Origin of the sequence: Pseudomonas sp. SORGH_AS_0199 (genome assembly GCF_031453735.1) — a bacterium.
GTDB lineage: Bacteria > Pseudomonadota > Gammaproteobacteria > Pseudomonadales > Pseudomonadaceae > Chryseomonas > Chryseomonas aestiva.
The window spans coordinates 2,219,195-2,234,170 of the sequence record NZ_JAVJAE010000001.1; the positions used below are offsets into that span (position 1 = coordinate 2,219,195).

At 57.1% G+C, this 14,976-nt stretch carries 8 protein-coding genes and 1 pseudogene; 6 read left to right on the forward strand and 3 right to left on the reverse strand.

The window, feature by feature from the left end; genetic code table 11:
* Positions 1-596: 596 nt before the first annotated feature.
* Positions 597-986, reverse strand: coding sequence for a very short patch repair endonuclease (locus tag QE444_RS10400; RefSeq protein ID WP_263259013.1), 390 nt, complete (start codon positions 984-986; stop codon positions 597-599).
* A 103-nt stretch (positions 987-1,089) separates the two neighbouring features.
* Between QE444_RS10400 and QE444_RS10405 the strand changes: the two genes are divergently transcribed.
* The 5 genes from QE444_RS10405 to QE444_RS10425 all read left to right on the forward strand — a co-directional run bounded on the left by QE444_RS10405 (position 1,090) and on the right by QE444_RS10425 (position 13,144).
* Positions 1,090-2,295, forward strand: coding sequence for a DNA cytosine methyltransferase (locus tag QE444_RS10405; protein ID WP_263259014.1), 1,206 nt, complete (start codon positions 1,090-1,092; stop codon positions 2,293-2,295).
* A gap of 293 nt (positions 2,296-2,588) precedes the next feature.
* A complete protein-coding gene (locus QE444_RS10410) occupies positions 2,589-5,126 on the forward strand; it encodes a hypothetical protein (protein ID WP_263259015.1) in 2,538 nt (845 codons plus the stop codon).
* Positions 5,127-5,211: 85 nt separating this feature from the next.
* Positions 5,212-7,248: a hypothetical protein gene (locus QE444_RS10415; RefSeq protein ID WP_263259016.1), complete on the forward strand. Its 2,037-nt coding sequence runs from the start codon at positions 5,212-5,214 to the stop codon at positions 7,246-7,248.
* 12 nt (positions 7,249-7,260) lie between these two features.
* Positions 7,261-8,328 carry a DEAD/DEAH box helicase gene (locus tag QE444_RS10420; protein WP_309738363.1) on the forward strand — a complete coding sequence of 356 codons (1,068 nt, stop codon included), beginning with the start codon at positions 7,261-7,263 and terminating at the stop codon, positions 8,326-8,328.
* Between the two features lie 7 nt (positions 8,329-8,335).
* Positions 8,336-13,144, forward strand: coding sequence for a helicase-related protein (locus QE444_RS10425; protein ID WP_309738364.1), 4,809 nt, complete (start codon positions 8,336-8,338; stop codon positions 13,142-13,144).
* Between the two features lie 155 nt (positions 13,145-13,299).
* Here the strand turns inward: QE444_RS10425 and QE444_RS10430 are convergent, their stop codons facing one another.
* Together QE444_RS10430 and QE444_RS10435 are read right to left on the reverse strand one after the other, a co-directional pair.
* Positions 13,300-13,494: a hypothetical protein gene (locus tag QE444_RS10430; protein WP_263259018.1), complete on the reverse strand. Its 195-nt coding sequence runs from the start codon at positions 13,492-13,494 to the stop codon at positions 13,300-13,302.
* Between the two features lie 27 nt (positions 13,495-13,521).
* Positions 13,522-13,773: pseudogene (locus QE444_RS10435) on the reverse strand (JAB domain-containing protein); the annotation flags it as partial.
* Positions 13,774-13,868: 95 nt separating this feature from the next.
* Here QE444_RS10435 and QE444_RS10440 point away from each other — a divergent pair.
* Entirely contained in the window at positions 13,869-14,609 is a 741-nt protein-coding gene (locus QE444_RS10440; protein WP_263259019.1) for an ATP-binding domain-containing protein, read from the forward strand.
* The last annotated feature ends 367 nt before the right edge of the window (positions 14,610-14,976 follow it).

The following is a 14,976-nucleotide window of genomic DNA, read 5'->3' on the forward strand; positions in this document are numbered from 1 at the left end:
CAAGCACTTGCGGGTGCTTGGATTTTTTTATGCCTTTCTGTTTTTGCCAATGACGGTCGCCAGCGGCTTTTGGTGAACGTTTGTGCTGAGCTGCGTAGCGCGTGCGTGCGACTCAGCCCGAAAGGAAGCACTCCCCCCCCCCCGGCGATTGAAGGTGCTGCACTGCCGACCTTCGATCACCTGACACCGGAACAACTCGATGTAGCCAGCCTGCGACAGCAGCCACCAACGCAGCTGCCAGGAATCCTGCACGGTACAGTCAGCCGGTGGCCATCCTCTTCAGGCTCCAACCGCATATTGCTGGACAGCAGTGTTTCGCGCACAGTCTTCGTTGATCTAGGCCTGAAAGGCGATGGGGCCTGCTCCAGGGCTGGTGAATTGCAGGGCGCATTCATCGCTGATGCGGGATGCGGTAGCTCTTCCTGGCTAAGTTTTACTACACTACGTTTGTTTTCCCTCACGCCGAGCTCGGTCGATGTTTTTGGCCTGGCAAACCGCTGAAGGCTCGTGCGGGCAAGTAGTTTGGGCTCCATCTGCTCGGCGGACCGCTATAGCCTGCCGGGCGAGTTGGCTGGACATCGACAGGCGGAGGCGCATTAGCCATCCAAGAAAGCTCGTAATCGGTGCGCCAGCGCAGTTTGGTCCCTTAGCTCGCACTCCCAAACAATGTGGGTGCGCCAGCTAAGCACGGCCAGCCGAGCTACATTCTCCGCATCTCGTTCACGGTTGCGGGAAATCTTGGAATGCCAGTATTCTGCATTCGTCTTCGGCTCACGGGCTCCTCGTGAACAGTTATGCCCGTGCCAAAAGCAACCATGGACAAATATCACCTTGCGACGCCCAATGAATACCAAGTCTGGTTTGCCAGGGATGGCTCGTCTGTGCAGCCTAAAACGATAGCCAAGATTGTAAACGAGCCTTCTCGCTATGAGCTCGGGGGTTGTATTTCTTGACTTGATAGTTCTCATTATTTCTGATCGATCCATGCCGTCATCCCTCTATCACACTTAAAATTAAAACTATTATTCGTCGAGCAGTGGTTTGTCGTTTTCAATTTAGACCAATATGGGTGCGCTGAGATCAATTTCGATGTTCGATAGCAAGGCAAAAAAAAGCAAAAAATTTAGCTTTTTCGAATTTTTCGCAGGTGGAGGCATGGCTCGAGCTGGTCTTGGCGACCAATGGAAATGTTTGTTTGCCAATGACATTGATCGAGTAAAGGCGCTGACATATATAAATAATTGGGGCGACCATCATTTTGATGGTCGCGATATTCGAGAAGTAAAGACGGCCGACCTCAAAGGTAATGGTGATTTGGCTTGGGCGTCATTTCCATGTCAAGACTTATCTGTCGCCGGAAACGGCTTGGGGATAGGTAGTTCTAGTACCGAAGGTTTTACAAGATCAGGTGCGCTTTGGCCTTTTCTTGATCTAATTAACGAGTTGCATAAAGAGTCGCGACAGCCACCATTACTAGTTTTGGAGAATGTGGTCGGGTTGCTGACTCTAGAGCGAGGTCGTGATTTCGCTGCAATTTGCTCAAGTCTCGGGGGGATGGGGTATCGCTATGGGGCGGTAATAATCGATGCAAAAAACTTCCTCCCTCAATCCAGGCCGCGCGTATTCATTGTTGCAATAAATCGAGGGGTTAACATCCCTAAAGGCCTTAGTTGCGGCATGGCTAAGGATGTCTGGCACACGCCGACGTTACTTCGCGCATACAAAACACTACCCCGGAATGCTTATGAAGATTGGATCTGGTGGGACTTGGGGATCGCTCCTATTCTGAAGAAAAATTCCCTTGAGGAGGTTATTCAACTCGAAGGCATTGAGTGGAATACGCCTGAAGAAACTGGGCGAATCATCAGCATGATGGCGCCTGTCCATCTTGCTCGCCTTGAGCAGGCAAAGTCCTCTAAAGATATCAGTGTTGGAAGTCTTTATTTTCGGATGCGCAGAGAAGGAGGTGTAAATAGGCAGCGCGCAGAGATAACTTTCTCGCCCTTTTTGGGCTGCCTAAGAACCCCGAGAGGGGGCGGGTCACGGCCTAGGATTATTGTGGCGGGAGCTGGTCACGTCAGAACGCGCCTTCTTTCCATTCATGAGGCTGCCGCGTTGATGGGACTAGAAAATACTTACAAATTACCTGGAATCTATCAGCATGCTTTTAAGGTGATAGGGGATGGTGTCGCCGTTCCCCCTGTGCGTTTTCTTGCGGATCGCTTGCTTGAGCCGCTCGCCATGGCTGCCCGGAAGGAAGCGGCTATTCGCAGGGAAAAGATATTTGCCAGCTAGTCCGCACATCCTTGACTAATTCGTCGGCAGTTTTTATTGTGGTTCGTGAGTTGACTGGTGCAACTGAGTCGACTGCGGTATCACTCATGATGATTAGCCTGATTTTATTAAAAAATCGCAGAGGTGTTGTCTCCCAGAGGCTTTAAGTGTCAGACTCAAGCACCCAGTTACAGGTATGTTAACGGCGATAATTAGCTTCGGTGGCTTGCGCTGCAACAACTACCGAAGTAGTTATGGATCTACGGTCTCGGATTGATCGAGGGATATCACGTTTTCAACAAGGATGGATTTCTGTGGGTTTGCCGCGCACTTTTGACGTATGGGAGAAACGGCTCGTCGCTTATTTTCTGGCCGTTGGCCCGGACGGCGATGCCAGCCCCATCCGCGCCTTTGAGGTTACCCCCCGAACACTGACGCTAGCCTGCGGCGCTCCGCGTGAGAGTGAGAAGGACGTCGAAGAAACCTTTCGCCTCATGCTGTCGCGCGATCCGCTGCTGATGGATTCACTGCGTTTGGGCTCTCAGCGCTATGAAAAGTTGGATGTGCCTAACTGCTTCTCTTATCTTGTATTCACCTTACTGGTCGACGGCCTGCTAGAAGGTAATACGAGTAAAAGCGGGGAGTTCCGCCATAAGCTCATGAAATGGCTGGAGGCTGACGCAACTGTTTCAAACCTCCGCGGGGTCGCGCTGATGTGGGAGAGCCTGGTGCGCTGGCTCGATGCGCGTATCGAGGCAGGTGAACCGTTTCGCCGCCTGATCCTGCCTTATCCCGGTAGTTGGTCACATATAGGGTACACACGTCGCCTATCATTTCCGAGCAAGACAGACCTGCGGCTTGTAGCCCATTTCTGCCATGAGCACCCGGATGCTCACCGCAACCCGCGAGTCAGCATTGCGGCGTTTCCGAGACTGCTTAATGATCAAGCCTCCTGGGGGCTACGCCGTGCGTTCGATGAATTTCGCGGCGCTTACTATATGCAACGTCGCGCGTTGGGCGACCTGCCTTTCTGGAGGCTGCTGGAGCATGCCTCAAGACTGACTGGGCGTCCGACGCGCCGCAGCGTCACTGTTGAAATGCTGTTCGATGCGGACAGGCGCGCGCTTTTCTTCGCCAGCCGCAACGAAGAAGGCGACGCTGAGCCATTCGCGTCGCTGAATAACGCGCTGGTCTCCGCTGGAGCCGATCACAGTGAGAACCTGGCGACTGCCGTCGCGTCAGGCATCGTGTTTTTCCGTCTGATCGGCGCGGGGCGCTGGCGGGCGGAGCTGGAGGCCAACGACTCCATTTTCAGCCTGCATGTCGCCGTGGCGGAACGGCACAAGCGGAAAATCGGCGATCGATTGGGCGTGCTCGCCGACAGCGATGCGTGGGCGATCACGACCCAGCCTCTGCCCCTTAATGCTATTAAGGATGCGCTCAGGGAAGCCAAGCTGCTTGGTCCCAAACAGGAACGAATCATACGGCCTTGCCTGTCCGGCGGCGTGCGTAGCAATGGGTTATGGCTGGGCCGCCCACGCTTTCTGCCGACTCTAGAATCCGACACCTCTGACTATGTCATCCATAATGCATTACCACGCGCAACGGACTCTCCGCTGAGCATCGAGCAGGGACAACTGAAAGCCTCCCAGCCAGTTGAAGGCGCGTTCTTTATTCATCCGACACTCCTGCGTAATGAAGAGCACGCGCCTTGGAGCATTCGCCTGCAATTTTCCAGCAACGCTTTCGTGCATACGACGCTTGAAAGCGCGCGCTACAAACTACCTCTGCTGCACGATTGGACGCCGGGTGCATCCGCTTGCCTAGAAATCAACGCGCAGGATGATCTGGAGTGGGAGCTGGGCGAGCCCGCGTGCGCTGATCTACTCGAGGCTGTCTACGCCAGCGGTCGAAGTGGATGGGAAGAGGCGGAACTCATCGCCCTTCTGGGCTGCGCCGACGACGCTATGAATCCCTGGCTCCTGCTGCGCTCCCTACGGGACGCAGGCATCGTCGAGCCGCATCTGCGCTCTGGCTGGAAAGGCCGTGTCTGGACGTTAAATGAGCCGAGCATCATTGAAGGTCACTGCGGGGGACAAGCACTGGCGATGGTCGAAGGGGCGCTTTGCGCGCGCCTGATCGAGGACTTCAGGCTTGCTGTCGAAGGTTTGGGCGGCACTGCCTTCCGACGTCTGGGTATCACCCCTTGGGCCGCACCTCTGCTTGGCGCGCGGGACGTTACGGCCAAAGCGCTTGCCGAGCATCTTGGCTGGCGCTTTGTGGCCGAGCCGATAGTGCCAACTGAGAAACCTTTGGCGTTTGCTGAAACCCTGCATCAAGCCCTGCACTACGCACCGGCAGCCGCATGGTCTTGGCGGGCGGGTCGCTTCTTATCCAGCGCTAGTGCCGAAGAGGACGTTCAACTGTTACGCCTGACGCACACTGGTGGACGTGACCACGATATCTATAGGGTCGAGCAGAACGGCAACACGCTTCACTATCTGTCGCGAACCGCCGCCATCGCCTCGGCTCACGCCCTAGCCCAAGTACCGCTGTTTGAATGGCGGCTTGAGGAAGAGGTGATCGCTCTTAACGGACGCGAAGGCGGGCTTCCCGACGCATTGGCTACAGAAACACGCCGGCGCATGCTCCGCAACGGCGGGCCGCTTGGCAGCAAATACGTCTATCCCGCGAACAATGAAGTGGCACGCTGGCTGGCCGGGAGATTGCCTGGTTGCATCTCTAACCTGCCCCAAGAGGTGCGGAAGGATGCGCCGATGCTGGTTAGTCTCGCCCTCCGCTCCTCAGGTCGGTTACGCCTGCAGTGGCACAACGGCACAACCACTATTTAGCATTAACTCATTTGGGATCAGGTTAGCTATGGCGGAAAATTTGGCGTGGTATGCCGGGCAATGCGTAAAGCGACACGACCTCAATATGACCGTCAAAGTCATTGCTATCCGCTCGGACAGTGGATGGTCGCTACTCGAAAATCCGCAAAAATTATTACCTAAGACGGGTGAGGTTGAGGTTCGTTTGGCGACTGCCTCAGGGTATCAGCCAAATAGTTGGGTCAGCTTCCAGATATCTCATAAAGAGCCCCGGGGGAAATGGAAAGCATCCACCTATCGCAACCTAATGCCATTCCTTGACCTACAGGAAACAGGAAGTCTTGACGAGCTGCGCAGTCGCTTGACGGAAGAGGGAGTGGATGGGCCGGACCATGCCGGTGTATGGGTGGTTCGGTACAGCGAAGACCACGTCATCATGCTCAGCTTGATGCGCTCTCCGGACAATCGTTACCGGATGGTGTCTAGCGGCAACTTCTATGTATACGCCTACGAATCTGAGTACGTGTATCGCATGCCGTCAGGTGCGGGTGAAGTTTTCCTCTACGAATTGAAGCGTGGCATCGAATGCTTGGAGGAGGTCGATTGGTCGCCGGATGAGGGGTACATCAAACGCATAGTGCGCGCCCTAGCGGGTGCTCACGACTCGAGCTCCGAAACGGTCGTCGAATGGTTGAAGCGTCATGCGGATGAAGCGACAGGTCGTGTCGGCTCCAGTTCCGAAGATAGGCTCGCTGCACTGCAAGCCGCCCGTTCCGGAGAGTTGGCCAAGCGACTACTGGCGGATCAGACTCTGCTCCGTGAGATCACCGATGCTCTGATGGCAGACCCGCGAATTCAGGCGCGCCTTGAAAGCGAAACACAAGCGCTCGCTGAACAGGAACGCCAAAGCATTCGCACCGCTCTCGCCAAGGATCTGGAACAAGAGGCCAAAACCCTGCGTGAGAAACGCTTGTCGGCGATCGACACCGAGTTGAAGGCATGGCAAGCAGAGCAGTATGAAGCGCTGAGAAATCAGCTTAAGCAGGACATGAAGTCCAGCATGCTGGCCATGGAAGGGCGTGTCGTGGCCCGCCAAGCGGAGATGGAATCCGAGCTTGAGGCACTGCGCAGTGATCTGCAGCAGGGACTTAACACGCTTGCTGCAGAGCGCAAAATGCTCCAAGTTGAGTTAGAGACGATCACCGCTCAGATAGGGGAAGAACACCAAACCCTGGTAGATCTTCAGGCGCGTAAAGTCCAAGCCGTCGAGGAGATTGAGCGGCTCAAAGAGGAAGCAGCCACGATCCAGGTGCCGAAGAGCGTCCGACTTGAGAGTGCATTGAGGCTCAACCCGGCTCAGGGCGTCCCGACACTCGACATGGCAGAGATGCAGCAGGCGATCAAGGCCTGCGTTCTGCTCACGGCCGAGGGCCAAGAGCGGATGGCGCAGTTTTTCGCCCTGATGCTGGCAGGGGAAACTCCAGTACTGTACGGTCCGCAAACGCAGGATTTCCTCCTGGTGGCTGAGGCGCTGTTGTCGTCCGGGCGATCGGTGCGCCTAGAAGCCGACCCGACTGTCATCACCTTCGAAGATCTCTGGTTACGTGCTGGCACGCAGCTGCCGACCGCCCTGACCCATGGACTGGAACTCACCCGCGGTCATGAGCCCACAACCGTGCTGGCCGTTATCGAGCATGCCGACCGATCTGGAGCCCGCTTCTGGCTCCCAGCGCTTGCGGACCGCACACGCCGTGGTGAGTTGCCGCGGCGCTTCTTCACCTGTGTAACGGTCGAAGACGAAGATTGTGAGGAAGCCCATGCGATTCGCAGCCAAGCTCCATGGCTTCAGATCAGTGGGACCATAGCAGCGGCGGCATCCGCCTTGGCGCCCATGGTTCTCTCCCCAGCTAATGTCCGCCAACTAGATCCGGGCGAGCGCCCTCTAGATCTCATGCCCGCCATGACGGTGGTCTCGCCGCTCGCCAACCAGCTCACCTTGGCGAATGGCCTACGACTGGCCCGGACAGCGACCGAATGGATCCGGCTGAATCAGGGGGCTCGGTACGAGGAAACCCCCGCGGCGCTCGCCGAGCTTTTCATGAATCAGCCCGGCCGGGATAGTCACACGCAACCAAAGTCATAAGGAGATGAATCCGTGCTAGACCCGATAGGCGGCTTCCGTCGCATCCAAGATTTCGTCATCAACTATGTTGAGACCAGTTTCCGCATTTCAGATAAGGCGGCCGCTAAGGCTCGGCGCAATCTGCTGGAGACGGTTAACGTACTTGCCACCGAGCCGTTCATCGAGCCGGTGCTACGCTACGAATCGCATCCAGAGAACCTTGAGCAACTGGCCCAACGCGATGATGGCCCGCTCGCGCCGATGAGCTGGGAAGGCAAGCGGGCCTTTGTCGAGCTGGCACTTTCCGGCCTGTTCGATGGCAAGCGCTGCGAAGGCGAGATTCGTCGAAACATCGACTATGCGCCCTACGATCATCAGGTCGAAATGCTCAGGCGCGGTTTGCTACCGGGCATGCCTGGAATCGTCACATCGCGTACCGGCAGCGGTAAAACCGAAAGCTTCATGTTGCCGGTTCTGGCCGCACTCACCAACGAAGCAGTGACCTGGGCAGCACCCGACAGTAACTACCTACAAAGGGATTGGTGGCGCGAGGATAAGAAGCCGTGGTCGGCGCGGCGACAGGGGGAAAATCGCCCAAGCGCGATCAGGAGCCTAGTGATTTACCCCATGAACGCTCTGGTCGAAGACCAGATGCAGCGCCTGCGCAAATCGCTCGACTCCGACGATGCGCGCGAGGTCATGCAGGAGCGCCTCAAAGGCAACCGGATCTTCTTCGGTCAGTACACCAGCTCTACCCCTGTCACCGGGTTCGAACGCCATCCGCGCATTGCAGAAAACCAAGGCGAAAAGCAGCGCCGTACCCGTCGGATAGCGCGCCTTCGCGAAGCAATGCAAGGATTCAAGCGCGACCAGGATGCGGCGCTCGCCTTCGACAGCCAAACGGAGATGGCTGCAAGCCAGGCAGGAGAGAAAGCGCCAGACAAGACCCGCTACATTTTCCCAGCTGTGGATGGCGGTGAGATGCTCTCTCGCTGGGACATGCAGGCTGACCCGCCAGATATTCTGGTTACCAACGCCTCAATGCTCGGTACCATGCTATCGCGCGAGGTGGAGGAGCCGATCTTCACTCAGAGCGCGTGACTGGCTGTTGAACAATGATGATGCCTATTTCTATCTGGTCTTTGACGAACTGCACCTGATCCGAGGTTCTGCCGGTACGGAAACAGCCTTTCTGGTCAAGACGCTTATCCAGAGGCTGGGGCTAGATCAGCCGACGCATCGGCACAAGTTGCGTCTGTTGGCCTCCTCGGCCTCGCTGCCTATCGACGGCGAACAGGGTGCACAGTCGCTGGCTTACCTGCGTGATCTCTTCGCGCCCTATGGCACCAGCCGCCATGCGAACGATCCCGGCGTCACCGACCCGGACTTCTGGCGCGAGTGCGTCGTGGTTGGGAATCCGCACCTGCCGACCTTTTCCAGTGAGCCGATTGAGGCACAGCCTTTCGTCGACCTTCTCGAGGCGGCCCTGGGGCGAGAAGACGGCTTTGTCGCCAAGATCCAGAACGCTGAGGCGATGAATCCAGTTGTGGAGAAGGCGGCTTATGCCCTGGACGTCTCGGTATCCGACGCCGGCGACCGGGTCAAGGCGCTGGCCGAGGCGGCTGCGGCTGTGCTGACGCAGGCCTGCCGCTACGGAGACGACGTGCGTGCGACGTCGACATCGGGCATGGCCGCGCACATCTTCCGGGCCGGTTCCGGCGACCTCGATAAGGCGCTGCGCGGCCTGCTGCTGGCGCGTGCGCTACCCGAGTCGAAAGCCTGGTCGACGAGTGTTTCGCTCACCACGCCTGCTTTTCGTGTCCACACCTTTATCCGAAATATCGAAGGGCTGTTCGCCTCGGTTAAGCTTGACGGCGCTACTCCGGTCTTCGGCGATTTCACAGTGGAGCGCGGTGTAACGCACGCTGACCCACAAATCGAAGGTGGTCGCGGTCGTCGGTTATTCGAGTTGCTCTACTGTGAGGCCTGCGGTGATCTCCTGATTGGTGGCCAGCGTGGGCAAAGAATTGCAGAAAGCAGCGTGACCGAACTGCTGCCTGCGGCGGCCGACCTCGAGAGTTTCCCCGAGAAAGTCGGCTCAGCCTATTACGACAAGATGACGCTCGACGAGTTTGCGGTCTTCTGGCCGCGACGGGAGCGTCCATCGCTTTCCGAGCGGGAATACGACGCTTGGGATCATGCCAGTCTGAATCCCGAGACAGGTCTTGTATCGGTCTCAACTAACACAAGCGTCCCTCCAGGGCATATTGGTGGATATCTCTATCACCAAACCGAAACGGCTGTTAAAGGGCGTAACGTCCCCCGGATGGCGCAGCCTTTTTGCTGTCCAAAATGTGGTACCGATTACTCGAATCGGCCATTCTGGAGCCGCTCGCGCTCGCCGATTCGCGCCTTCCGTACTGGTGTTACCAAAACCTCGCAGCTGGTGGCGACGGAACTGTTCGAGTTGCTGCATGCGATTGGTGCTGAGCCCAAAGGCATCGCCTTCTCAGACAGCCGACAGGATGCCGCCAACCAAGCACTGGAGATCGAAACCCTACATCTGCGGGATTTACGACGGGAAATCCTGGCGACCGTCGCACGCGCGCTGGTCAAGAAGGCAGCGGAAGACTGGATTGATCCGGCGCAATTCGCGCAGCTGATAATGGCAGCTGCAGGCAGCCCTGAGGAAATGACTCGGCTTGCAGACAGTTATAGCAAGCAAATGGCTTCTGGCCTGCAGAAGAATAGCGGTAAAATCCTGCTTGGCAAACTACTGCAATGTGGTGCTAATACGGACATTGGCGCACTCACATCCGAATTTGTTTCGTTGGGAATCCATCCATTCGATCGTGTTGGCAAGAAAAATTACGAAGGGAAGCATTGGCAAGATCTGTTCATCAAGAACGGGGATGAGTTCATTTACTCCCCCAAGCTAAATGATGTACAGAAAGCGGACCTCAACAAAAGAATCCTTCAAGTTCAGTACGAACTGATCGATGACGTCATTTTTGCCAACACGTTTTTCGCGCTGGAAGAGACCGGTCTGGCCTATCCGTCCATTATGGATGGAGATGAGGCAAAAGCTGACCGCCTGGATGCCTGGCTACGCGTGTTCTCCGGCGCGTATCGCGTACTGGACAACAAGTACGTCGATGGAGACCGCCTGATTGAATGGGTGTCGGGATCAGACGTCAAGAACAAGCGTGTGCAGCGCTTTGCACACGCAGTGTTCGGTGCTGGTGCCGCCACCGATGGTCTGAGCGGCATTCTGGACGAGTTCTCGTCGCTTCAGCATCCGAGCGGCATGATTCACATCGGAAAGCTGTATCTCAAGGTCGCAAAGGAGAACGATCCTTACTGGCGGTGCGGCAACTGCGAAAGGGTGCATCTTCACCGAGGACCGGGCAAGTGCACACGCTGTGGGGAGATCCTGGACGAACAACCGACGGGGCAGGCAGTTGAATTATGGCGCAGCAATTTCCTGGGCAGCCGAATTGTTCGCGGACTAGAGGAAGGCGTCGACCGCTTCCGGTTACGCGTCGAGGAGCTGACCGGGCAGACGGATGACTTCTCGGATCGGTTGCGCAAGTTCAAGGGGATCTTCGTCGACGGCGAGAGCGATATTCAGAAGCGCGCCCAGGAAATCGACATGCTTTCGGTCACCACCACCATGGAGGTAGGCATCGACATAGGGGCCTTGCAGACCGTGTACCAGGCCAACATGCCACCCCAGCGCTTCAACTACCAACAGCGGGTCGGCCGGGCCGGTCGTCGCGGTCAGGCATTCTCGCTAGTCATCACTTTCTGCCGCGGCCGTAGTCACGACGCCTACTACTTCGCACATCCGCGCGCGATCACCGGCGACCCGCCGCCCCCGCCTTTCCTAGCGATCAGCCATGATCCTATTCCGCTGCGGCTGGTACGCAAGAATTGGCTGCGCGCCGCGTTCAAACGTCTGCGCGACCAGTGTGCCAAGTCCGGGGAGGAGTATCCTGGCGACCTGCTTATGCCGCCTGACGTGCATGGGGAGTATGTTTCGACTCATGATTACTACCATGACGTTGAAGCAGATTGGCCAAAGCGTTTGCGCGAGGCCCTAAACGACACCATCTCTGAACGCGATGACTTTATTGCTATTGCTACAGCTGCTTCAGTCTCCTTTGATCCGGATCAGCGTGAACGGCTTGCTGTGCAAGCCGATATCCATTGTTTGATGAAGGGAATCGAGGATCTCAGGCCCTATGCAGCTGATTCTGAGATGGGGCTCGCCCGCTTCCTAGCCGAATGGGGTTTGCTACCGATGTACGGTATGCCCACCCGCGTCCGCAATCTGTACCTCGGTCTGCGCACCGTGAAGAGGGGGCAAGAGGAGGACTACGAATGGTCAACCATGGACCGCGACCTTGACCTTGCGGTTTTCGAATACGCACCCGGCGCGGTACTGGTTAAGGACAAACAGAAGCATCGTGTTGTCGGCTTTACCGGCAGTCTGTCGACGCCACAGAGCTTCAGAAAGGGCGATCTGTCGATAAAGGCATTGTCCCGCTGGTATGAAACCGAAACGCATGTGGCGATCTGCCCGACCTGCGGTTCAGCGAAACGCAGCGACGCCTTGCCGCAAGCGGCCCTTTCGTGCGACGACTGCCATGAAGAGATCGCTCTGAATGAATTCAAGCGATACATTACACCCTCAGGGTTCCGTACGGACTTCAATCCGAAGGATGATGAAGAGGAGGTCGGGCGCATGTCCGTGCGCAGCATGGCGACCTTGGTGGATCCTGGTAAGAGCCTGAAGCATGGAAATATCACTGTGCTCCACGGTGCCAATGTCACCATCATGCAGATGAACGATGGTGTCTCCAATATCGAGGGCGAAGGCGAAGGCTTCCTCATCGAAGAGGCACTCGATCTGAAGGTTCCCATACCGTCCGGTCTCAAGAAGCATTCGCAAATCGAGGGTATGCCGCAAGCATTCGAAGCCCGCTGGCTCAAGCGCGCGCGCAACGACAGCTGGGGGCAGGCGCGGTGGGGAAAATTCGGTGATCCGCTGCCTCCGGTCGGCCTGATTTCCTGCAAGAAGACGGACTCAGTTCATCTGGAGATTCACCGGTTTGATTCTAGGCTAGACCTAGCTCGCGTGGCTCGGCGAGGCGGCTACGCTCGTCTGCCGATACGCGCAGCCGCGCTCAGCGCGACGCAAATTCTCGTGCAAAGGGCGGCTCTCGAGCTGGATGTATCTGCCGATGAGTTCGAGGCACTTGAGCCGCGGGTGCGCTCCGGCAAGCCGATGCTGCAGATCGCTGATGCTCTGATCAATGGGTCCGGCCTTTGTCGCCGCCTGGGTGAAACAGTTCCAGGGGGCTCACGGCCGAAAATCCTCGATATCCTGCACGACATCCTAGCAAATCACGATCAGTGGCCACTGGTGGATTTTCTCAAGGTATCTGCGGAGGGCGAGCACACGGCTCAATGCCGCACTTCTTGCTATCGCTGTATTCAACGTTATAGCAACCGTCGCTACCATGGCCTCCTTGATTGGCGCCTGGGCTTAGCCTACCTGCGATCAATGACCACGCCGGACTATGCATGCGGCCTGGAAGCGCAGGACAAAAGTTATCCAGAAATCAAAGACTGGCATACGCAGGCTGAACGGCTGGCGGAAGACGTCTCGCAGATGCGTCCTGGCACCTTGACCCCTGGCCGCTTACAGCATTCAGGGCTGTCATTCTTGGATGAAAGGGTAGGTGGGCGCGAAACACGATATGTGGTAATTCACCCACTCTGGAGTCTCGATTCGAGTGTTTTGTCCGACATACTGGGGGCTGACTGGTCGTCGGAACTGCGCTTCGTGGATACCTTCAACCTAGCACGTCGGCCGCTCAAAGCAATGACCATAGCATTGCCAGCTCGCTAAGCGCGCCCTGGACCCCTGGCTGGATAAGCCGGGGGCTGCTGCAACTTGCGCGTCCACCCTCTGCTGCCAGCTGAGGCCTCCGAGGCCCGGAAGAGTGCTTAAGCCTGTGTTCACGACTGCTTGGCAAGGTCACTACTGCTCGCTGCTGCGCGTATTTAGCGAAAAAGAAAACGGAGCGGTGGTTTGTCTGAAGTCTGCCACAACCGGCTGAAGATCCAGCACGTCAGCAGTACTGCGATCAGCAGCAGCGGAAAGCGCAGCAGAACGGTGATTAGCAACGAGGCGGCTACACATCCGACCAGGATGCCGACGAAGATGAATAGCGACGCCAGAAGACGCAGTATTGCCATAGCGCAGTCCTCGCAGTCGTACCGTGGCTACATGTGGCTCAGTTCAACCATCGACAGGCAGCCCTCGTTACCGACCACGATGTGATCCAGGGTTCGCACATCGACCAGGTTCAGTGCATCCATCAGCTTGTGGGTCAGCTGGCGGTTGGCATTGCTCGGCTGTGGATCACCCGAGGGGTGGTTGTGAACCAGGATCACTGCTGCCGCGTTGTGCTCCAGGGCCAGCTTGACCACTTCCCGCGGGTAGACGCTGGCTCCATCCAGGGTGCCGCGGAACACAAGGAAAGTACATTGCCACTTACGGCCCAGCGAGGTTTTGTGCGCGCGGTCGAAGGGCTACGCGCGATCACTGAACAGGTCACGGACGTCGAAGCATGGATGCGTCTGAGCGAGGCGGCCGTTGCTCCGGATTGGTACGGCTTCTTCATGACCGCATCGACCAGCTTACTGCTGAGTTCGGGCAATGCCCGCTCGCCGCTCATACCTTAATCGACTGTCTATACGACTACGCGCGCGAGCTGCGCCAACAACCAAAGCAGGGGCTGTACCTGGGCACGGTGCACTTGGCCAAGAGGCTGGAGTTTCGGCACGTGGTGGTGCTGGACGGTGGCTGGTCCACGCAGCCCGACACCCTGAGCGACGAGCGCCGACTTTATTACGTGGGCATAACCCGCGCCGAGCAAACGCTGACGCTGTGTGAATTTCCAGGCGGCAACCCCTTCGCACGCAACTTGATCGAAGAGGTGACGGGGCGGACCTTTCCCGGCGAGTTCATGCCAGAACTCGAGAAGCGCTACCTGCAGCTCTCGCTCAAGGAAATCGACCTGGATTTTGCTGGGCGTCAGCCACCGAGCTCAGCGTTCCACAAAGCACTTGCAAGCCTTGAGCCGGACGGCCCCCTCACAATCCAGCCACAGGACGACCGCTACCTGATTCTGGACGCCCACGATCGAATTGTCGGACGTACCGCCAAGTCCTTCGAGCTCGACCTCTGTGTCGAGCACGGCGAAGTGGCAGCGATCCTGGTACGCCACACCGATCGGTGTGATGAGCAGTACCGGGCGTGGCACAAGTGCGAGCAGTGGGAGTTAGTGGTGCCGAGGGTGGTGGGCTGAGACCAACCCTTAGGAAAATTTACTAAATAGAAAGGGCCGACCGAATGCGGGTTTTCCATCTGGGATTCAGAGAATTCTCAGCTTGGCGCGACCTAAAATAAGGGGCTACCTGGAGCGGTAGTTGTGAAACCCAGCGTTGAAAAACTCAAGTTAACGCACCTCAAGATGCTTCTCTTCGAAAAGAAAGCGCTTCGCCTCCACAGCTGACTTCCAACGACCGGAAACGCTATAAGCGTATAGCTCGGTTTCTTTATTCTGGATGTGGTGGAGTGTCTTCTCGTCTAGGTGATCGTCTATAAAGCGCTTTAATTTTTCACCGCGTCAGCCAACCGCAGGGAGGGGCACGATGGAAGCCAGAAGGGGCGAG